The organism is Pseudoalteromonas denitrificans DSM 6059 (genome assembly GCF_900112265.1).
Lineage (GTDB): Bacteria > Pseudomonadota > Gammaproteobacteria > Enterobacterales > Alteromonadaceae > Pseudoalteromonas > Pseudoalteromonas denitrificans.
The window spans coordinates 39,706-61,341 of sequence record NZ_FOLO01000015.1 but is presented as its reverse complement, the minus strand read 5'-3'; the positions used below and the strand labels follow the sequence as shown (position 1 = coordinate 61,341).

General features: G+C 34.3%; 22 protein-coding genes. 8 read left to right on the top strand and 14 right to left on the bottom strand.

Translation table 11 applies throughout. The features are described 5' to 3' along the window. The first annotated feature begins 288 nt into the window (after window positions 1–288). The 3 genes from BM088_RS11385 to napF are packed head-to-tail and all read left to right on the top strand — an operon-like array spanning window position 289 to window position 1,632. Window positions 289–507 (top strand): formate dehydrogenase subunit delta, encoded by a 219-nt coding sequence (locus BM088_RS11385; protein ID WP_091983785.1) that lies wholly within the window; start codon window positions 289–291, stop codon window positions 505–507. 9 nt (window positions 508–516) lie between these two features. After that, window positions 517–1,101 (top strand): HutD/Ves family protein, encoded by a 585-nt coding sequence (locus tag BM088_RS11380; protein ID WP_091983782.1) that lies wholly within the window; start codon window positions 517–519, stop codon window positions 1,099–1,101. 48 nt (window positions 1,102–1,149) lie between these two features. Continuing rightward, on the top strand, window positions 1,150–1,632 hold the full coding sequence (napF, locus tag BM088_RS11375; RefSeq protein ID WP_091983781.1) for a ferredoxin-type protein NapF: 483 nt from the start codon (window positions 1,150–1,152) through the stop codon (window positions 1,630–1,632). Window positions 1,633–1,745: 113 nt separating this feature from the next. Here the strand turns inward: napF and BM088_RS11370 are convergent, their stop codons facing one another. The 5 genes from BM088_RS11370 to BM088_RS11350 all read right to left on the bottom strand — a co-directional run bounded on the left by BM088_RS11370 (window position 1,746) and on the right by BM088_RS11350 (window position 8,322). Then, entirely contained in the window at window positions 1,746–4,271 is a 2,526-nt protein-coding gene (locus tag BM088_RS11370; RefSeq protein WP_091983779.1) for an EAL domain-containing protein, read from the bottom strand. Between the two features lie 165 nt (window positions 4,272–4,436). Beyond that, on the bottom strand, window positions 4,437–5,354 hold the full coding sequence (locus BM088_RS11365) for a histone deacetylase family protein (RefSeq protein ID WP_091983776.1): 918 nt from the start codon (window positions 5,352–5,354) through the stop codon (window positions 4,437–4,439). A gap of 129 nt (window positions 5,355–5,483) precedes the next feature. After that, complete coding sequence (locus tag BM088_RS11360; RefSeq protein ID WP_091983774.1) at window positions 5,484–7,037, bottom strand: serine hydrolase; 1,554 nt, start codon at window positions 7,035–7,037, stop codon at window positions 5,484–5,486. A 20-nt stretch (window positions 7,038–7,057) separates the two neighbouring features. Beyond that, a complete protein-coding gene (locus BM088_RS11355) occupies window positions 7,058–7,852 on the bottom strand; it encodes a hypothetical protein (RefSeq protein ID WP_091983771.1) in 795 nt (264 codons plus the stop codon). A 2-nt stretch (window positions 7,853–7,854) separates the two neighbouring features. After that, a complete protein-coding gene (locus tag BM088_RS11350; RefSeq protein WP_091983769.1) occupies window positions 7,855–8,322 on the bottom strand; it encodes a CreA family protein in 468 nt (155 codons plus the stop codon). 191 nt (window positions 8,323–8,513) lie between these two features. Here BM088_RS11350 and BM088_RS11345 point away from each other — a divergent pair, with 191 nt between their 5' ends. Beyond that, complete coding sequence (locus BM088_RS11345) at window positions 8,514–9,116, top strand: outer membrane beta-barrel protein (RefSeq protein ID WP_091983767.1); 603 nt, start codon at window positions 8,514–8,516, stop codon at window positions 9,114–9,116. A gap of 86 nt (window positions 9,117–9,202) precedes the next feature. Here BM088_RS11345 and BM088_RS11340 read toward each other — a convergent pair whose 3' ends face one another. Beyond that, window positions 9,203–10,615, bottom strand: coding sequence for an MFS transporter (locus tag BM088_RS11340; protein ID WP_091983765.1), 1,413 nt, complete (start codon window positions 10,613–10,615; stop codon window positions 9,203–9,205). A gap of 292 nt (window positions 10,616–10,907) precedes the next feature. Here BM088_RS11340 and BM088_RS11335 point away from each other — a divergent pair, with 292 nt between their 5' ends. From BM088_RS11335 to BM088_RS11320, 4 genes are all read left to right on the top strand, one after another. After that, window positions 10,908–12,170 (top strand): glycerate kinase type-2 family protein, encoded by a 1,263-nt coding sequence (locus tag BM088_RS11335; protein WP_091983762.1) that lies wholly within the window; start codon window positions 10,908–10,910, stop codon window positions 12,168–12,170. 62 nt (window positions 12,171–12,232) lie between these two features. Then, entirely contained in the window at window positions 12,233–13,126 is an 894-nt protein-coding gene (locus BM088_RS11330; protein WP_143085065.1) for a hypothetical protein, read from the top strand. A 123-nt stretch (window positions 13,127–13,249) separates the two neighbouring features. After that, on the top strand, window positions 13,250–14,149 hold the full coding sequence (locus BM088_RS11325) for an AraC family transcriptional regulator (protein ID WP_091983757.1): 900 nt from the start codon (window positions 13,250–13,252) through the stop codon (window positions 14,147–14,149). A 6-nt stretch (window positions 14,150–14,155) separates the two neighbouring features. Beyond that, entirely contained in the window at window positions 14,156–14,758 is a 603-nt protein-coding gene (locus tag BM088_RS11320; protein WP_091983755.1) for a GyrI-like domain-containing protein, read from the top strand. Between the two features lie 48 nt (window positions 14,759–14,806). Here BM088_RS11320 and BM088_RS11315 read toward each other — a convergent pair whose 3' ends face one another. The 8 genes from BM088_RS11315 to alc form a co-directional block, all read right to left on the bottom strand. After that, a complete protein-coding gene (locus BM088_RS11315) occupies window positions 14,807–15,652 on the bottom strand; it encodes a hypothetical protein (RefSeq protein WP_091983753.1) in 846 nt (281 codons plus the stop codon). Between the two features lie 65 nt (window positions 15,653–15,717). Then, entirely contained in the window at window positions 15,718–16,365 is a 648-nt protein-coding gene (locus BM088_RS11310; protein ID WP_091983751.1) for a TetR/AcrR family transcriptional regulator, read from the bottom strand. A 62-nt stretch (window positions 16,366–16,427) separates the two neighbouring features. Further along, window positions 16,428–17,636 carry a urate hydroxylase PuuD gene (locus BM088_RS11305; protein WP_091983749.1) on the bottom strand — a complete coding sequence of 403 codons (1,209 nt, stop codon included), beginning with the start codon at window positions 17,634–17,636 and terminating at the stop codon, window positions 16,428–16,430. 166 nt (window positions 17,637–17,802) lie between these two features. Next, window positions 17,803–19,128 (bottom strand): guanine deaminase, encoded by a 1,326-nt coding sequence (gene guaD, locus BM088_RS11300; RefSeq protein ID WP_091983747.1) that lies wholly within the window; start codon window positions 19,126–19,128, stop codon window positions 17,803–17,805. A 32-nt stretch (window positions 19,129–19,160) separates the two neighbouring features. Continuing rightward, a complete protein-coding gene (locus BM088_RS11295; protein WP_091983745.1) occupies window positions 19,161–19,694 on the bottom strand; it encodes an ureidoglycolate lyase in 534 nt (177 codons plus the stop codon). A 2-nt stretch (window positions 19,695–19,696) separates the two neighbouring features. Next, on the bottom strand, window positions 19,697–20,038 hold the full coding sequence (gene uraH / locus BM088_RS11290) for a hydroxyisourate hydrolase (RefSeq protein ID WP_091983742.1): 342 nt from the start codon (window positions 20,036–20,038) through the stop codon (window positions 19,697–19,699). 9 nt (window positions 20,039–20,047) lie between these two features. Next, the gene (gene uraD, locus BM088_RS11285; protein WP_091983739.1) at window positions 20,048–20,548 is read right to left on the bottom strand and encodes a 2-oxo-4-hydroxy-4-carboxy-5-ureidoimidazoline decarboxylase; all 501 of its coding nucleotides are present in this window, start codon (window positions 20,546–20,548) and stop codon (window positions 20,048–20,050) included. Next, window positions 20,545–21,567: an allantoicase gene (alc, locus tag BM088_RS11280; protein ID WP_091983737.1), complete on the bottom strand. Its 1,023-nt coding sequence runs from the start codon at window positions 21,565–21,567 to the stop codon at window positions 20,545–20,547. Before alc ends, uraD begins: the two co-directional genes overlap by 4 nt. Window positions 21,568–21,636 lie beyond the last annotated feature (69 nt).

The following is a 21,636-nucleotide window of genomic DNA, read 5'->3' as shown; positions in this document are numbered from 1 at the left end:
CGCATAATGAAAATGTAATTTCAAACCCCAAAATTTCAACCATTTATGAAGATAAACTTTACCTTTTTTATACTAAAGATGCCTATCGTTCTTGGGAAGCAAATAAAAAAGTGTAATTGCCCACACCGAGAAATACTGGGCTAAACAAGCCAGCAATTAGCACCCTCGTTTTAAATGTTGATATAAAATGATAAGAGGGAGACATAAAAAAGAACTTTTTAGTGTGTATAAAAATAGCGGTTAATATGAGAAAATATTAAAATAATTAGATATAAAAGCATTCATGTAATGACATCAGCAAAAATAGATAATTTAATAAAAATGGCGAACCAGATCTCTGATAATATCTGCCATCAATCAGATGATGAAGAGACCGCAAAAAAAGTTTTAAACCATATTCAATTATTTTGGGCTAAATCAATGAAGCTAGATATCATTGCATATTACCAAACCGATGGTAGCGAGCTTACAAATGTAGCAAAGCTTGCTATTAAACAATTAGTATAAGAGCACATAATGCAATTGACGATTACTCCCCCGACACAATTTAAAAAAGTGCCATGGAAAAATGGCAAAGGCATCACCACTGAACTTGCTATAAATGAAAATGGTACTTTAGATAACTTTGATTGGCGACTTAGCATAGCGAGTGTTGCTCAAAACGGGATATTCTCTAACTTTTCTGGTTATACTCGAAATTTAACTTTAATTGCAGGTAAAGGCATCGCTTTACACCATATTGGTGCTGATAAAAAAATAACGCATTCTTTAAAAAATAAATTAGATGTTTCAATCTTTGATGGTGGCAGCGAAACTACTGGAGAGCTTTTTAATGGTGAGATTTTAGACTTTAATGTCATAGTTAAAACGGATAGCTATTCAGTTGAAACCATTAACAGTGTCAATTTAACTACTGTGAATATCATTGAAGGGCATCAATATTTTATTTATTGCTTACAAAACCAAGCTAAACTTACAAAAGATAATAATGAATTTGAAACTTTACCTACAGGGCATTTAATGCATATCTCAGGAAGCTTTAAAAATAACCTTCAGATAACTGGCCAAATGATGATAATTATCAAGCTTACAAAAAAATAATACCTTAAACTTAAACAGTATTATGTGTTTTTTAAAGGTAACAAGTTAATGGCCATAGATCATAGTCGACGTTCTTTTTTTAGAGCAAAACCTAAAGCAGATATACCACTGCGTCCCCCATATAGTGGACTTGAAGATACATTTTTAAATACTTGCACACAATGCAATGGCTGCATCGATGCTTGTGAAACGCGCATAATCAAAAAAGGGGCTGGAGGATATCCTGAAGTTGACTTTTCAATTGACGAATGTACATTTTGTAATTTATGTGTAGAAGCCTGTAAACCTCAGGCTTTAAATAAAACACAAAATGCGGCCTTCAATAATAAGATCACCATTGCCGGAAACTGTTTAGCGGTAAATAATGTTTATTGTATGTCGTGTAAAGATGCTTGTGAGGTTGAGGCCATAAAATTTGATTTATTTAAATCAAGTATTCCAACTCCTGAAATTAGTTTAGCAGACTGTACAAGCTGCGGTGCCTGCATATCAACCTGCCCTCAAAGTTCAATTAAAATTAGCCCTATATAAAGTATAGCCGTTTCTTTTATTCGTTTTGGTGCTAAATTTTTTATTAGCACTGAACGCACAAAATGCAAAAATCACACAAAAAAATAGACTCTATTAGCAATTACTTTATGGTATTAATTTTCAAAAACAGCTTTTCGATTAACAATAAATTGGTTTAGCTCGCTTGCAGCTAAAGCTTTACTAAAAAAATAGCCTTGAATGATATTACAGCCAATCTCTTGTAAAAATTTAAGTTGCTTTTCTTTTTCCACTCCTTCAGCTACCAATTCCAAGCCTAAACTTTGAGCTAATGCGACTATCGCTTTTACAATTTGACTATTGCCATATTCATCAGGAATTTTAGCAATGAAACTGGCATCAATTTTTAACGTATCTATCGGTAGCTGAGTTAAATAACTTAAAGCAGAGTAACCTGTACCAAAGTCATCCAATGCTATATTTACATCCAGTGCTTTCAGTGCATTAAGTACTTTTTTTGCCTCACTCATTGATGAGATAAAGCTTGTTTCAGTTACTTCAATTTCTAACAATTGTGCGGGAATACACCATAAATTTAGCGCATTTCTCACCGCAAAAACTAAGTTGCCCTTCGTTAGGTGTAAGGCTGATATGTTAATTGAGACTTTACCAAATTGAACACCATCATCAAGCCAGTGCTTAATTTGTTTACAAGCTTGATTTAGAACCCAAATATCTAAATCTATGATTAATCCCAGTTCTTCAGCTAATGGAATAAAACTCCCTGGGGATATGGTTCCTAAATCAATATCTTGCCATCGAATCAAAGCTTCAACCCCTACAACTTTAAAGTTTGACGCATCAATTTTAGGTTGATAAAAAAGTTCAAAAGCATTATTTCTCAAAGCTTTGTTTAATTTACTTTCCATTACCATGCGCTCTAATGAACGTGCATTCATTGCGGGTTTATACAATTGAAATGAATTACGACCCAGCTCTTTACTGCGATACATAGCAACATCAGCATGTTTGAGTAAAGTATCTGAATCTAAGCCATCATCAGGATAAACAGCTGCACCAATTGAGGTCGTAATAGATATTTCATGATCTTGTATGTTAAAAGGCTGTTCTAATGAAGATATTAACTGCGTGGCATAAATTAAAATTTCATTCACATCATCAACTTCTGTTAATAACAAGGTGAATTCATCCCCACCTAATCGTGCTAATGTATCCCCTGCTTTGACATAGGTTTGTAATCTCATACCAACTTGTTGTAATAATAAATCACCAATACTATGACCTAAGGTATCATTTACCTGTTTAAAATGATCTAAATCTAAAAACATAACAACAAGTTTTTGTTGATCTCTATTGGCCGTTGCCAGTGCCATTTCTAATCTGTCGCTAAATAAACGCCTATTAGGCAAATGTGTTAACTCATCAAAATATGCTAAAGCAGTAATGCGTTTTTCTGCTTTTTTTCGTTCTGTAATATCACTAAAAATAGCAGCATAGAGTAACTCCTCGTCCTCATTCTCTCTTATTTCTATAATAGTTAACCACTCTAAAAATAATTCACCACTTTTCTTTTTATTATAAATTTCACCTTGCCAAACACGTTCTCGACGTAGAACTTCCCACATTTTATCGTAAAATTGTTCATCATGTTTTCCCGAACTTAAAATATTTGGGTTTTGCCCCATAACTTCTTGAGCTTCATAACCCGTTAAAGAAGTAAATGCTGGATTAACTTGTAATATGGTTCCTGCACTATCAGTGATCATAATGCCATCTAGTGATGCGTTAATAATTTTTTTAGCCAAATATAAGTTTTTTTGAGATTTTTTGAGCGCTATATCTCTTTGCTCTAGAACAACTTCTAACTCAGTCATATAGGCTAGTTCGATATCAGACATAATATGATTCAGTGACAATACACCTTGCATCTCCAACTTATCATTCTCAACAACTAGGTGCCTGATTTTTCGAATTTCCAATAATTGATAAGCCTTATAAAGACTGGTTGTTTCTTTCACTGTTAATAAAGGCCAACTGGCATACTCCCAACAGCTCTCTTTAATGACACCTTTTCTCAATAAGTTAAGTAAGTCCCTCTCTGTTATTATGCCTTTTTGTTTAATGGTTTTGTTTTCAATCAAAACAGCATTAACCCTCGTCTCCCGCATTTTTTTGGCAACAATAGTCATACTGTCGCTGGCATCTAATATAGGAATGTTTGGGTTATAGCTTTTGTCTACTTGCCTAAAATGTAAATAATGTTCCAGTCCTTGGCTTTTAATTACATCTGATAAGCTCACAACACCTTTTGGGCTATTCTTTTCATCAACAACCAATAAATGACGAAAACCATAATTATGAAATAAAATTGTGAGCTCTGAAACCGCTGTTTTGGTATGAACTTGTTTTACAGGGCTACTCATAAAATTAGCGATAGGCTGTTCAGAAAAGTGAGCCATTGAAAAGTCGAGTTTTGAGCAATCAGCTTCAGTCCAAACGCCAATAAGTTTATCATTAGACATGATAAAAATAGCGCTCACATTGCGATTTCCCATCATATTAGCAGCTTCAAATAATGATGTTTCAGGTTTACAAAATAAAATATTTTTAGACATGACATCTGCCACTGTTAACATTTTATTTTTAGACTTTAAAACCATTTAGAAACTCCATGTAAAAGAAAGTGAAATTAGCATTAAAATACACATGCAAAACATGAAATTTACCAAAAATAAAAACAAAACAGTTTGTTTTAGATCAACTTAAATGGGGTTATATGCGAACTTTTCCTGGTAGTTGTTATTTAACTCGCATTAAAGTAACAACTACACCTCAGCTAAAGATTTGATATGAACAGCCACACTGCGTCCTAACGAAGATAAGTCATATCCACCTTCCAACATAGAAACAATCCCCTTACAATTTATTTCCTTTGAAAGCTTTACTATTTTATCGGTAAACCATGCATAGTCGGCTTCAACCAATACCAGCTGCCCCATATCATCTTCTAAGTGACCATCAAACCCAGCACTTATAACAATAAGCTCGGGGCTAAAACGGTTAATGGCTGGAAGCCAGCTATCCGTAATTGAGCGCTTAAAATCATCACCGCCCAAACCCGCTTTTAAAGGTGTATTTATAATTGTTTTTGTATTTTTAATAGGGGTATTTGGATAAAAAGGATGCTGAAAAATAGAGCAAAACAATACATTATCATCTTGTTCGAAAATATCTTGTGTTCCATTGCCATGGTGTACGTCTATATCTAAAATGGCAATGCGTTTAATACCTTGTTCTTGTGCATACTTCACTGCGATGGCTACATTATTGAAGATACAAAAACCAGATGAGACATCTTCATTTGCATGATGACCTGGCGGTCTTATCGCACAAAAAGCAGAATCTAACTGACCACTTAAAATTTGTTCAACAGCATAAATTCCAGAGCCAGCAGCACGCTCTGCAGCTTTAAAGCTATCTTTGCACAGCCAGGTATCTCCATCCAGATCGATTAACCCGGCTTTTGGAATCTTATTTTTTACAAAGTCTACATATACTTTTTTATGAACTCGTAATATATCTTCATCTGTTGCTTTAGGAGTTAACAATTGAGGTACAGCAATATCTAAACCAGATGCCAGTAATCTATCTTGAATTGCATCTAAGCGCATTGTGCTCTCAGGATGATCTGGAGTCATCTTGTGTTTTCGACAATCAGGATGATAAATAATCGCAGTACGCATACTCAGGTCCGAGTTGATATTAATTTAATTAAATATAAAGCGTATCAAAGTTTACCTGCGTAAACTTTGATACTTTAGTCGATACACTCTATTTTATTATCGAATAAAAGATATAACACAACTCAAAAATTATAATTTTTGTTTTAAATTTAAATTATGAAAATCAAAGCTAAAGTCCGTTACACTCGGAGCAACGGCTTCTAGCTTAATATTCTTGACCTGATTTTTAGCTGACATATCAAAGTGAATAAAGGCATCGGCTTCAAGTAACTTTTCATTCCAACGCACAATAAAAGTATTACCTGTATGGTGTTCTAACACCCCTTTTAATCGCTCTGTATGTGTAAAATCAATTAATAATTCACCCGATTTTTCTTCAATATTAACATCACCATACCAGTCATCTATAAAGCTTCCTGTATAAGAACTCAAAGGTAAGGAAGCTTGATAGTTTACAACTTTAGCAAGTTCTGATTCTTTATAAGCTTTTTCTTTTTTTTGAAAGTGTTTTTTTGCTAACACATCGACCCAATCTTTATCTTTATCTTTAAGTTGTAGAACATCTTCTAACACTTCATGTGTAATGGCAGATAAAGCACTAAATGCTTGTTGATTTGATAAAATAACAATCCCTAGTTTTTTTTCTGGTATTAAAGTAACTTGCGACACCATGCCTAAAATACCACCGCCATGTCCTACTTTTTTATATCCTTGATAATCTTCAATACTCCAACCTAAACCATAACCTCTAAACTGTTGTCTATGACTTACAAAGCCTTTTTTAGAAGCTTTCTTAGTAATATGCGGATGCCACATTTCCAGTTGCTGTTTTTTTGTAAATAACGACGTACCATCAGCCATTTCACCTTGCGCTAATTGCATTTTCAACCACTGACTCATATCGACTACATTCGATGCAATTGCACCCGCACCACGAAAGTCTTCTAAATAATTAACAAAAAATGGTGTTAACTTACCCTCTAATGGAATATGCCCTGTTGCCCAGTTTTTATTACTTTTAGCAATACGAGAAAAACCGGCTCTTGATGTATTCATTTTAAGAGGTTGCAAAATATTTTTTTCCGTAAAGTCTTGCCAACTCATACCTGATACTCTTGCAACAACTTCACCGGCAGTTACAAACATTAAATTGTTATAAGCATATTTAGAACGAAAACTAGAAGCAGGCTTTAAATAGCGTAAGCTATCTAAAATATCATTGATTTTTTTATTGGTATCAGGCCAAATCATCAAATCTCCAGCCCCTAAACCTAAACCACTCCTATGACTCAATAAATCTCGAATTGTCATTTCTCGTGTGACATAAGCATCATATAAACGAAATTCAGGTAAATGATCTATTACTTTGTCATCCCAGCTTAATTTACCTTGATCAACCAAGATAGCAATGGCAGCCACAGTAAAAGCTTTCGTATTTGATGCAATTCCAAATAAGGTGTTTTTATTTACCTTTTCTCCTGTATCTAAATGCTTAATACCAAAACCTTTAGCCATAATTACTTCATTATCTTCGACTATTGCGATGGCTAAACCTGGCACATTGAATCTTGCCATCGAATTCTCGATAACACGCTCAATTTTTTCTGAATTGACTTTTGCCAAAGAAGTAAAACTTAATAATGCTAATAATACCCCAGTGAATACACAGTTTAATTTTTTCATTTTTTTCTCATTAATTATTTTTAAGGGTTTGCTTTATCAAATACAGCCAGCAATAGAGGATTTGCAGTTTGTTTAAGCTCATTATTTAAAGTTTTATCGGCTTTTTTAAACATACCTCTTAAGTATGGTTTTAAGTGCGGTAATATTTTATTCCTATTTTCTCCTTTTAATTTAGCGATTAAAGCCAAATTAAAAATTAATTCAGGCTCAGGCAATGCAGCTTGTCTATTTGCATAAGCATTAAAACAAGAACCACATCCACCTCTAAATTGATACGCCGTATTTGCTAACATCACACCAAAACCTAAAAAGCCAGCGACTAGTTCACTTACCTGAGGTAATAAGGCTTCCCCTCCTGGTGGTAACTCTTTATTATGATGAATTAAGATCAAAGCGAGTGTTTGTGCAAAAGATGCAACTAAATCTTGAGGTTGATTTATTTGTTGTGGGTTATATGAAATGCTAATTATTTGCTCGCGCATATTCACATTTATTAGCTTTGCATTTTCTCCTCGCAATCTAGACTCAAATTGCCAATGGGGAAATGCAACTGCTTGCATTTTATCTGGCTCGACTAATTTTAGAGGCCAGTTTTGCATACCAGCGTATTTTACAACATGATTAAATACATTTTGCGCCATACCAAAAACGCTGTTGACCTGATCAGGAAAGTAATGATTATTCGGGAGAATAATCTTAGTTTCATCTATAAAACATTCTCCATCAAATCGTTCAAATGCCCAAATGAAAGTATCTAAAACCCAATTTTGCTCTTCTGTGGCTAATAGCGATTTTGATTTAAAAATTGATAACATAATTATTTCTTTATTGGTTGATTAGCCCATTGCCAAGCTTGGGTATTATAAAGAGGTACTGTTGATAAAGCATGATGATGACTACCACTTGATTCTTTTGTTGAATACGATAGATACATTAATGTTTTAGCACTATCATCATATATACGTCTCACTTTAAGACTCTTAAATAAAATACTTTTTGATTCTTTAAAAACCACTTCACCATTTTTTGAAAAATCAATTTTTTGCATTTGTTCAGCTAAAATAGGACCTGTTTGACGACATGCAATAGACATATCCGATGGGTCCGAAAAATCTAAGTCAGCTTCAATATGGCTAATATGACATGTTACACCCGGTAGTTTTGGGTCAATATTCGCTTTTATCACCACATCTTTTGTCGTAAACAAACCTAAACTCACTTTTCCTGCATTATCAGAACATCCTGATAAAAAAAGAAAACTTAAAATTAAAATTTTATGACTCATAGTATTTTGTTATCACTTAAAAATATCATCAGCATAATGAAGATTGCTTTTAAGTTAAAGCTTATTTTCATTGCATTTGTTTGATACTCTTAGTCCCAATAAAAAGTACATACATTATATATACACAAGCAGAGCCCAAATACCCACTCAAAAAGTCGTTTGGATGTAGCTTAGCTTCAAAGGAATTAAGAATGCAAAAAACTATTTTATCCACTCTCGTGGCGGGCTTGTTAATATCTTTTACACCCTATTCAAATGCAAAAATTATTATCGGTGGCGCAGTAGGACAAAGCTTTAGTCAAAGGCTTGAAACTATAGAATCACAAAAGATTGAAATAAAAGATGATACTCATTTTAATTTAACCATAGAAAAAAGCATAACGGATGCTAAATATGGTCTATTTTATTCTAAAATGTCCACTCAATTAAAAAATCAACAAGATAAAAAATTAGACTTTAATTATCTTTTATTTCAAAGCGCCATAGATTTTCCTGTAGCAAAAAATGTTTCTGGTTATTTTGGAGCCCAACTCGGAATTAATAAAATAAAACCTAATTGGCAAGACTCTGATACCTATTTTGCAGCGGGTTTATATGGCGGAGTAGAATATCATTTAACGCAAGCAACAAGAGTATTATTTGAAACTCGCTGGTTATCAACCATAGTAGATAACAACAGTAAAACGACCTGTGATGTAGCAAATAAAACAACTGATACCAATTGTTTGTGGCATTTAGATGGTGATTTATTAAATCAATTTCAAACAAGTGTCGGTGTAAGTTATCGCTTTTAATTTCAACTAACTGCTACACCTAGTTAAAATTAAAATTTAAGCCCGCTTGCGGGCTTTTGCTAATTAAAATCAGGCTAATAATAAAATTAAGTTGCTGCCAATGCAGCACTTTCCTGTGTTTTTGCATCTAAACGCTTTATTACAATCCCATAAATTATCAATGAGATAGCTGATACTGTTGCAATTCCAGCAAAAACATACCAAATATAATGAGCATTACTCGAAGCCGCTTGCCAAGCATCGTGACTTTCAAACGTTCTTGGGTCTGGGCAATACGCTTCTAAAAGGTAACCAGATAAGCCAAAACCTAGTAATGAACTTAAAAACGAATGTAAATGGGAAAAACCTAAATATAATCCTTCCTCACCTTTAGGTGCTTGCAAAGAGAAATACTCTAAAAATCGGGGGGAAATAAATGATTCAGCTAAACCTTGAAATACAATACCAATAATCATCATAGCTGCAATTGGGTGCATTTTAATGAATCCTAGATCAACATTGCCATCAAGCATGTTACCCGAGGCCATTAATAATGCAGATAACGGCATAATAAACATACCAACTGTCATTGAAAACAACGCACTTCTTTTACTCATTAAGGAAGTAACAAAGCCAACAGATAAAAATACAATAAGTGGATTTACATTTGCGTACCAAGACGGTGATGCTCCCTCTCCAGCCATACGTAATACATATTTTGGCATGGTTGCATACAGTTGATGCTGTACCATCCAAAAACCAGTAATGATTAAAATTAAAGTTATTAAACGACCATTAGTAAGCACTTTCATTAATGCAGTCCAAATTTCTCCCATTGATTTTCCATCACTGTTAGACTCTGCATTTTTAAAAAAAATAAAGATACTAAAAAAAGCAATTAAGGTCATGCTAGCAGCAAAATAATTCAAGTTAATTAAGCCTAAATCCCCCATTGATTCTCGTAATGGTTTTACAACTGTTTTACCTGAAAACGCACCTATATTTACCATCATATAAAAGATAGAAAACCCTTTTGCTCGAGTAGCCGCTGAAGTAGATTTTGCAACTGTTGCCGTGATAACAGCTTTAATAAACGAACCACCTATCATAAGAACAATTAAAATTGGAATGATAGCCCAACGAATATCTGCCTCTAATAAGCCATGATATTCGGCTTCACGTCCATATTCGACTAATCCTTGGGATTCCAGTAATGCAGGAAATATAGCTAAACTCGCATACCCAATAGAAAGTAAACCAAATGCCAGTAACAGTGCTTTTCTAAAGCCAATCTTATCAGCTAAAGCACCTGTAAAAGTCGGTAAAAAATATAAACCAGCAGAAAACGAACCTGCCAGCCAAGCAGCTTCTACATCACTGAAACCTAAAATACGTGATAAATATAAAGTAATTACAATAAACACACCGTAATATGCAGCACGCTCTAATAGCTCAACACTATTTGCAATCCAAAAAATTTTTGGAAAGCCAAGGGTCATCCTTGAAGATATATTATTCATTTTTTATTCCCAATATAAAATTCAATGCTTCATTAAATTTCGAGTAAATAATTTAGCAATCTATTATTCAATAGTTCTTGATACAAATTATGAAATTTCATTTTTATGAAGGTTTATATCAATTTTTTAAATTCACTGATTTACTTTTTTTTAAATACAGTTTATAAAATAAATTAATTGTTTTTATTTAGTAGTGAAGAATATTCGCACATATTCCTAAGTAAATTCAATATGTTCGTTTTAATAAATAATATTTTAAGTGTGAATATATAAGGTTTACAAGCAGCTCAAAATGATTATAAAACCTGAAGACTTCCTCATAAACCTTTTTGATATGGCAGTTCAAGCAGTTCTGCCCAAGGACGTTTTAGCAAACTACCTGCCAAATGATACAAATAAACCTGTAATTGTTATTGGAGCTGGAAAAGCAGCTGCTTCTATGGCTGGAGCACTAGAACAACATTGGCAAGGCCCATTATCAGGTTTAGTGATCGCCCCTTATGGTCATAGCCACAGCTGCGAACATATAAACGTGATTGAAGCCGCACACCCAGTACCTGATGAAACAGGTCAAGAAGTCACTAAACGTATTTTACAACTTGTAAAAAATTTAACTAAAAGTGATCTGGTTATTTGTTTAATTTCAGGGGGAGGGTCATCTTTATTATCACTACCAGCACCTAGCATTAACTTCAGTGACAAAAAAGTAATCACTAAAGCCTTACTTAAATCAGGTGCAAACATAAATGAGATAAACTGTGTACGAAAACATTTATCTGCAATAAAAGGAGGCCAATTAGCACAAGCTTGTTTTCCTGCCACTATTCATACTTATGCGATTTCAGATGTACCAAATGATGAAGCAAGTACCATTGCTTCAGGCCCCACAGTTGCGGATCCGACAACTTCAGATCAAGCATTAAAAATACTCATCAAATATAAAATTAATATACCTGACAATGTAAGAAATTGGCTTAACAACCCACAATCAGAAACTTTAAAAGAAGACCATCCCGCTTTTATAAATAATAAATTCACCTTAATCGCCACAGCAAAAGGTGCGCTAAACGCTGCGCAAATAAAAGCAAAATCAGCGGGTTTAAACACTTTAGTTTTAGGAGATGAAATTGAAGGGGAATCAAAAGAGATTGCCAGAGAACATGCTGCCCTCAGTTTAAATATAGTCAAAAATAATCAACCAATTCCCACCCCTTGCATCATCTTATCTGGCGGTGAAACCACAGTAACAGTTAAAGGAAACGGTCGAGGTGGACGTAACGCTGAATTTTTATTAAGTTTAGCAATTGCACTGCAACACAATAAAAATATTTATGCACTTGCAGCAGATACCGATGGCATAGATGGCTCTGAAAATAATGCTGGATGTTTATTAACACCCCTGACGTATCAAATTGCCAAAAGTAAAAAGCTTAACCTTGAAACTTATCTTAAAAATAATGATGCTTATAGTTTTTTTCAAGCAACTGAACAACTAATCGTGACAGGACCAACACTCACTAATGTAAATGACTTTAGAGCCATTTTAATTTTGTAAATTTGCTCAATGAAAATATCTTATCTACTATTATTAAAGTAACAATCACACTGATTAACCTTATGATTTCTCACTTATTCAAATTAACAATAATATTATTTTTTTTATTTACTCAAAGTATTAACGCAACTCAAAAGTTGACCTCTAATCATGTTTATTCTGAAGCTTTAGCTCTAAAAAAAGCAATTGATAAGCTTAATAAAAATATGAATATAGGTAGAATTCAACCAATTGAACTTTCAAATACGCAACCATTACATGTTTACGCTATTACAACAGCCCTAAATGAAAAAGTAGCTATTTTATTTATAAAATCAGGAGTGACTCATTTTCAGCGTACTGATTTTCCAAATGAAGAGATACAACCTAAACATGTATATCAACTAATTAAAACTGTACAAAAAAATATTAAAACATTATTCCCTAATATCAAATTTGAAAATAAAGGAAATAAGGAAAAACACCCTGCTGATGTATTGAGAATGCTCGTTGCATCTAATTTAATATTAGACGAACTAATAACACAAAAGCTGACGCCTAAATATCCATTTTTAGTAGTTCAAAATTTAAAAGACAATTTGCGCATAGCATTAAAAAAAGAAAAAAAAGAAATACCCATTATTCATTATGAGGCTTATGCTCACGTAGAACCAAGAGATGTATTTATCAATGCACAAAATTTATTTGCAACATTAGCCAATACAGCTCATTTAAAGTTCGGTATTGAATACCCTAAAAGACCTTATTATATTCCATTAAATGAGGATGATATAAAGCCTAGTCATGTATTTACCGTAACAATAATTAACCAAATACTGCTCAAAGACTTATTTCGGCGAAATGGATTTTCATTTGTTCATCCTCTAGCACTATCAGCTAAAATGCCAATCACCCCCGCACATGTTTATGCCGCATATGAAGAAGCTTTATTGCTCACTCTATTTTTTATTATGTAAAATAGCAAAAACTATCAGTTATCTTTGCACTAAAAAAACGATATTACTCCAACCAGAATATTCTGGAAACAACTCAATGGTATGGCAATATACTTCAATCAAAATAAATGGATATAAACCTAGATGCGAGTATCAACCAAGGAATTATATATATCACGTATGGTTAAAGTGCTTAATTATATTCAAGCAAATTTAGATAAGGATTTAACCTTAAGTGAACTTGCTGAACAAGCATGTTTTTCTACTTATCATTTTCATCGCATATTTAGTGGCATGCTAGGTGAATCAGTAAAAGAGCTAGTAAGGCGTTTACGTTTAGAGCGCGCTGCAATTCAATTACAAACTGGCGCATTAAGTATTTTACAAATTGCTCTGCAAGCTGGATATGAAAGTGATATGGCATTTTCACGCGTATTTAAAGCTAGAACAGGCTTGTTACCTTCTAAATTTAGGAAGTCTACACATACAAAATATCCTTGCTTGGCAAAAGCGAGTATCCGTTATGTTACCAATGAATATATTACCTCCTTTGAACCTTTTATTGATAAGGAATTAAATATGAATGTAATGATCAAACAAGTTGATGATATTTATGTCGCTTTTGTATCTCACACTGGACCATACCAAGAGTGCGGCAAAGCATGGGATGTTTTATGTAGCACCTTAGCGCCTGAGGGTTTATTAGGTGGAAATGCAAAAATGATAGGGGTCAGCTTTGATGATCCAGACGTTATTGCAGCAGAAAAGTTACGATATGATGCCTGTATTAGTGTAACAAGATCATTTAAACCAATAGAGGAAGTTGGAACCAAAACAATCTGTGCTGGAAAATATGCGGTCATAACTCATATAGGACCTTATGGAAAGCTATCCCAAACTTATCGTCAATTTTTTGGTCAATGGTTAAGTCAAAGTGATTATGAACCAGCCAATAAACCTTGTTTTGAAATTTACTTAAATGACCCTGAGTCGACTGACCCTGAAGATTTAGTAACTGATATTTACATTCCATTAAAAGGATAATTAAACATGGATAAAATTGATTTATTTAAATTACATAAAGCTGACTACATTGCATCAAAAGAACCTATCCTAAATGAAATTACGATGGCAAACTATTTAGTGATTAATGGAATTGGCGCTCCAGGAGAGGCAAGTTTTGAAGATGCTATTAACGCGCTTTATGCTATGGCTTACACCATAAAAATGACACGTAAAAAGCAAAATAAAGGTGATTATGTTATTTGCAAATTAGAGGCACGTTACTTCTGTGGTAGTGAGCAATGTTTAAGTGAAATAGATAAAACCTTATGGCATTGGCAATTAATGATCCGCACTCCCAGCCATGTTGAAATGACAGATTTAAAACAAGCCGCTAAAGCATTATTCGAAAAAGGCAAAACACCCAGCGTAAATAAGGTAATGATGATAGAGCATGAGTTTGGCCCATGCATACAAATGTTACATATTGGTGCTTATGAAGATGAATATCTCAGTATTAAGCAGATGTCAGCTTTTGCAGTTGAGAATAACTTATCAGCTTTAGGTGAGCATTGTGAAATACATATTTCCGATCCAAGGCGCATTCCACCTGAGCGTTTAAAAACAATTCTGAGAATGACTATCGTTTAACTAACACCATTTAGAATAATATTAGCTGTAGTAACTAAACCCTGAATGCTATTTTTCAGGGTTTTCAAAGTGTGAAACTAAACCCAAAGAGATTTTAGGTTTATCGACAGCAAAACCTGCCGCATGAAAATGCCCTCCGCCACCAAAAAGTTTTGCAATATTAGCCACATCAACGCCATCAACATCAGACCTAAGTGAGAAAATACGTTTATCTGATGAGTCACAATACATAGCAGCAAATGGATGACCTTTTGCGAGTTCATTGCCAATCTCACTTGAAAGACTGTTCGTATTAACACATGGCACCTGATAACCCGCAATCTCTATCATTTCAACATTCTTAGGTTTAGTGGCACGCTCAATTTGTTTATTTTGGTAATCAACAATCGCTTCGCCTTTGCTAATCAAATCGAGTAGTTTATCTTCGTCTAAATATTGTTCCCATACTTCAAATTCCATAGCGCATGTTTGCAAAGCTGCCGATACTGCTTTACTGCTTGGTAGTTGCCAATGCCATAAATCACGATCTTGAATATATGCAAGTAAGGTAGGAACGGGTCTTTCAGGTAATAGATGTTGCCACGCCAATACGGCACCAGAACGATTCATATCAAAAACACAACAATCTAAACCTGCCAATGCTTCTTCAGCTGTTTTATGATGATCTATAACTAATAAAGATGCAGCGCTTTTTTCTAATGTAAGTATCACTTCCCTCGAATACGAAAAATCAACAATAAATACATGTTTATTGCTTACATCCGGTGCTTTATCGCCATGTTGTGCAGCAATAAAATCACAATCAAGTTGATTTTCATCACAGTATTGCTTAACAGCTAAAGCAGCCCCAAAGCCATCTGAACAATTTTTGTGATAAATACATAAATATTTCATTGTGTTTCCGTTTGTGTGTTTGTCTTTTTATAATTTTTAATTGTAACTGTCTGAACTTATTTGAATTACTTTAGTCCACAGCCCTTTAAAATCAATTGTGTGAGTGATTCATTGATATCTTCAAAATCATCATCCGACAATGAATCCTTATCCATAGCAGCTAAAACTTGAACACCAAAGTCGGCATAATGCTGCGTAGAACCCCAGATAAAAAACAATAAATGCATAGGGTCAATGGGATCCATTTTACCTTGATCTATCCAGGCTTGAATGGCATCAGCCTTATGTTTAATTGAATTTCTAAAATCATGACTGATAAAGTGGCTTAAATGCGGTGCGCCATGGATCATTTCACTGGCAAATATACGAGATGCCTTCGGGTTATTTTTAGACGACATGACCTTAGCACGAATATAGGCTGTTAAAGTTTCTTTTGGATCATCATCAGCATTAATATCAGATATAGTTGCATCCCATATTTCAACAATATCTCCCAAAACAGCGCCATATAAATCTAACTTGTTTTTAAAATAATAATGAATATTTGCGCGCGGTAACTGGGCACGCTCAGCGATGCGCTTCATTGAAGCGCCTTTAAAGCCAAAGTTAAGAAACTCTTCTTCTGCAGCTGCAATTATGACAATTTGATTTTTCTGGCGAATACGACCAGCAGGTTCTTTTCGTCTATTTTGTAAAACATCAATTTCGGTCATAAATGATTAAAGATACGTAATAAAAAGTAAATTATAAGTAATTTCAACCCATTGAGCTAGCGCTATTTAACGGGTGCACCTAGCGCTATCCATAAAGCAATATAATTACGCTCACTATCTTCTATATTTGTTTTATTCATAAACGGCATATCTTTAGCTTCAATTGCACGCGCTTGGATTCTTGGAGCCCAACGACTCATTTGCGATAAATTATCAAACATGACACCTCCTTGAGCTACGGTGAAAACATCATCAGTAGGTGAACTTGAATGACAACTGGTGCAGCGATGAGTAATGATGCTTTTTATTTTTTGTAGATCAACAGTTTGGCTTTTCAAATCTTGCCTTTCAAGTTTAGATATCGTCGTATTTGGCGCAATGAAGATAGCAAGGCTAATGCCTGAAATTACAGCCGCAACTAAAACCAATGAATTTTGATTACCTTTATGTTTTGCCACAAAATATTGGCGAATTGCACCCGTTATTACAAAAATCACCATAAGCACTAGCCAGTTATATTCATGATTAAAAATCATGGGATAATGATTGCTGATCATTATAAAAACAAGCGGAAGTGTCGCGTAGGTATTATGAGTGGATCGTAATTTTGCTTTAGCACCCCAACTTGGATCTACAGGTTCACCTTGCGCAACAGATGTAACTAAAGCGCGTTGTGAAGGCATAATAGTAAAAAATACGTTGCCGGCCATAACAGTGCCAATCACAGCTCCAATATGCATAAAGGCTCCACGAGCACTAAATGTTTCACTTAATATATACGATAACCCCGTAATTAATGCCATTAATATAATGCCGAGAATGAGGCTATGATTGGCAAGTTTAGTTCTGCATAAAACATCATAAACAACCCAACCACCCACTATAACACTTAACCCAATAGTAATTGCCTGCATTTGACTTAATTGAGCAATGCTAGGGTCTATCAAATAAATATCGGCTCCAACATAAAACATCAAACTTAATAGTACAAAACCCGTTAGCCAGGTACTGTAAGCTTCCCACTTAAACCAATGTAGTAATTCAGGCATTTTTTCAGGAGCATGTTTATATTTAGCTATTTCATAAAAACCTCCCCCATGAATGGCCCATAAATCACCGCCTATGCCTTTATCCGATTTCCAACTAGGTGGCTTTTCTAAATGATTATCTAGCCATACAAAATAAAATGACGCGCCTATCCAGGCTATTCCTGTTATTACATGGGTAAAACGTAAAATTAAATTGACCCATTCAGTAACATATGGACTCATGCTGATCTCCAGTATACTCTACATGTTTGAGACTAAAACAGCCTCAAAACATGTGAATTATTATTATTGTTTTACCTTTAATTTATTGCATTTATTCATTGTTAAACGAGATATTAGCCTCGTTTTTATCATAAAATTTAACCTAAAAGACTCTCTACAAAAATACTTATAAAGCTGAGATTTTTTTATTCTCTCTATCATGAGCCAATTCGCCCATAACATAAGTTTTACTCACAGCTCTGTCGTCTCCTAATGTACTTAATACAAATAAACGTTCAATAATGTCTTTTGCATTGTTCATTCGAACACGCATTAAATCTGTTGATTGATAATCTAGTACTATAAAATCCGCTTCTTTTCCTTTGCTAAAATTGCCAATTTTATCATCTAAATCTAATGCTTTTGCACCGCCTAAAGTTGCTAAATAAAATGATTTAAGTGATGTTAACTTTTCACCACGAAGCTGTTGAATTTTATAAGCTTCATTTAAACTTTGTAATTGTGAAAAGCTAGTACCAGCACCAACGTCGGTTCCTAATCCAACATCAATATCAAATTCTTGCGCCTTGTTTAAGTTAAACAAACCACTGCCTAAAAATAAATTTGAAGTTGGACAATAAGATAAAGCTGAATCTGTATCACTGAGTCTTTGATATTCGTCATCACATAAATGAATACCATGAGCAAAGATACTACGTTTACTTAACAAACCATGTTGATCATATACATCTAAATAATTTTTACATTCAGGGAATAAATCGTTCACCCAAGCACACTCATTTTTATTTTCAGATAAATGCGTATGCATAAATACATCAGGATACTCTTGTAATAATTGGCCCGCTTTATTTAATTGTTCACTGGTACTGGTTGGTGCAAACCGGGGAGTTACCGCATAGTGTAGGCGTCCTTTTCCGTGCCACTTTTCGATTAAGGCTTTTGATTCATCATAACTTTGTTGCGGGGTATCGGTTAAATTATCAGGTGCATTACGGTCCATCATCACTTTGCCGCATATCATACGTACATTTAATTGCTCAGCTTGTGTAAAAAATGCGTCGACAGATTCTGGATGCACAGTGCCAAATACTAAAGCAGTTGTTGTACCATTTGTTAATAATTGATCCAAAAAGAATTCAGCTCTTGGTTTTGCAAAATTAATATCTCCAAATTGAGACTCAGTTGGAAAAGTATAGCTTTCAAGCCATTCTAATAATTGTTCACCATATGAGCCTATCATTTGTGTTTGTGGGTAATGAATATGTGTATCAACAAAACCCGGGATCAACAAACCATTATCATGTTTTTTTACCACAACATCTTCTGCTAAAGTGGTTAAAATATCACACGCAAAACCGACTGACTCAACTAAACCGTTAGTCACCACTAAAATACCATCTGCAAAATATTGATAACTCTGCTCATTGTCTTTAGCCGGATCGCTTAAAAAATGAAGAATTTCACCACGAAATGCTTTTGTTGTATTACTCATATAGTTAATTTACCTTGCACTATTTTCTACTATTAAAATTTAATTATAATTTTTTGCTCATCAATAAAAGTAATTTCATCACAATTATTGCCTTCTCCACACCTGTCTACCACCAAAAAATCACTTTGTTCATTTAACGCTAAACAGAAGTGATGCCAAGTACCTTTATGGTAATTAACGCCCTGATCTGAGCTAGCGATAAACACTTGAATTTGGCTTAAGTTCAATTCCCCTTTTGGTGCAACAACCACTAAATAGGGCTGATTGCCAATGGGTATAAATGCTTGACTACCTTTAGGGTGGCGCTCCATCATACCTATTCTAATAGGCTGTTCTAAAGGTATTGTTCGAAAAATACTAATGATTGCTTTACCATCATTATCGGATACATCAATATCAGCCAAGTTATGAAAACGTCGAGTGAACCCCTGATTAATTGTGAAATTTTCAACCTGTTCATTGCATTCGATCACATCACCAAAAATAGCAAAATTTGTCGCCGTTAATGGTTTAGCTACTATCGTTTTATAACCTTTTTCATCAATATAAATATGTGTTTCAGACATATTCAACTGCCCCTATAGGTAGAGTAACCATAAGCAGTTAATAACAATGGAATATGATAGTGGCTACCACTACCATCTATGCTAAATACGATATCCACATAAGGATAAAAACTTTGTTCCTGCATTAAATCAAAATAAACTTTAGTATCAAAATGCATACGATAAGTTCCCGCAGCTAAAGTCATATCGTCGGCTAACAAACCAGCAATTCGACCATCTTTATTTGTTACTCCCTGCGACAATAATAGCCAGCCTTGTGCAACTTGTTGATATAACCTAATAGGAACTGAACAAGCAGGTAAACCTTTTGTTGTATCTAGTACATGTGTTGTAATTTGACTCATAAGCTTTCCCTACGCGTATTTATTTAATCTGATATGAAATATTTTACGTTGCTCTTCTGCTGCATTTTCAAGTTCAGTTTCACGATCATTAATTATGCGCTTTTGTAATAAAGCCAACATTTTCGCGGCGCTCTTTCCTGTTGCACATACTATGAATATAAAGCCAAACTTAGATAAATAATCATCATTACCTTTTGCAAGTGCCTTTATAGTTAGCTCATTAGCTGCATTCATGCCCGATTGTTCACCAGCAGCAAGTGTTTTAGTATCAGCATATTTTTTCACTAAACTATTTACATTACCAATTTTAGGATGACCGTCAAATGCCTCTAAATAATCGGCTTCTGTTAAATCTAGCCAATGTAAATTTGCGGCTTCAAATAAAGAATTCAAATCATTAAAAGGACGAGATTGAACCATCTTATGGACCCAAATGCTTGAAGTGCAACATTGCATAAAGGCATTTTTAGCATCACTTTCACTCATAAGATTGATATCTTTAAAATTCATAAACTCTCTTTAGGTAAACCAAATAAACGTAATCGAGAAATCCCACCATCTGGAAATATATTCAATCGAATATGACTAAACGTCTGTTTTTCACTGATTATATCGCTTATAAATAAATGCTCACGATCAGCAAATAGTTTAGTTTTATTAACAACACTTTGCCATTTCACATTACCTGCCAGTACATCATCATCCGTGCCATTGCTTGCCTCTAAAGAAAAAGTATCAGGAAAGTTGCCTTTAAAATGCACTGTATCTATAATCAACTTTTGAAAATCACCTTCAAGCGCAAGCTTTACAATCAGCCAATCGGGACCTGGATCTCGGCGTCGTTTTGTCTCCCAACCATCTCCCATATTAATACCCCGTTCAGGCATGATTAAATTATTTTTATCGCTAAAAAACATATCTGAACATAACATGGCTTTTGCACCATTTTTAATGGATGCGAGATCAATTAACTCCCCTGAAATAAAGTTATTAGGTTCAAACTTTGCCTCGCCAAACACCCTAAAACGTGCAACCCCGCCATCAGGAAAAATATTAAGTCTTACATGAGTCCAAACTTGTTTTTTATTATCTAACTCATCAATAAGGAAAAGGTTTTGGCTATGCGCTTGTGTTGATTTTTGTTCTAAAACAGTTATCCAAACAGCATCTTTAATATCACCTTTACAGTGACAGGCTTCTACAGATATTGATTGTGGCGCATTTCCCCTAAAAAAATGCGTATCAATATCAAAGCCGCTAATAATACCTGGTATGCCAAGACGAATTATGCACCAATCAAAATCACGGCCATTATCCCGACCATAGCTACGACGAGATTCCCAACCATCCATCCACTTACCTCGGTCGGTAAATTTATCTTCAATAAATATACCTCGCCCTGGTTTAAGTAAATTTTCCATTTCAGCAAAAAAATCATCACTACAACTTAAGGTTTCACCACCTAAACGTGCCTGTGCTAAATCAATGAATGTTTGCTTGAAATAGGTATTCAATTTTTCTTGGTTCATTTATTTCTCACTATAAAAATGCGAGGGCTTAACCACGCAAAGTATGGAATAAAACAGACTTATCTAAAG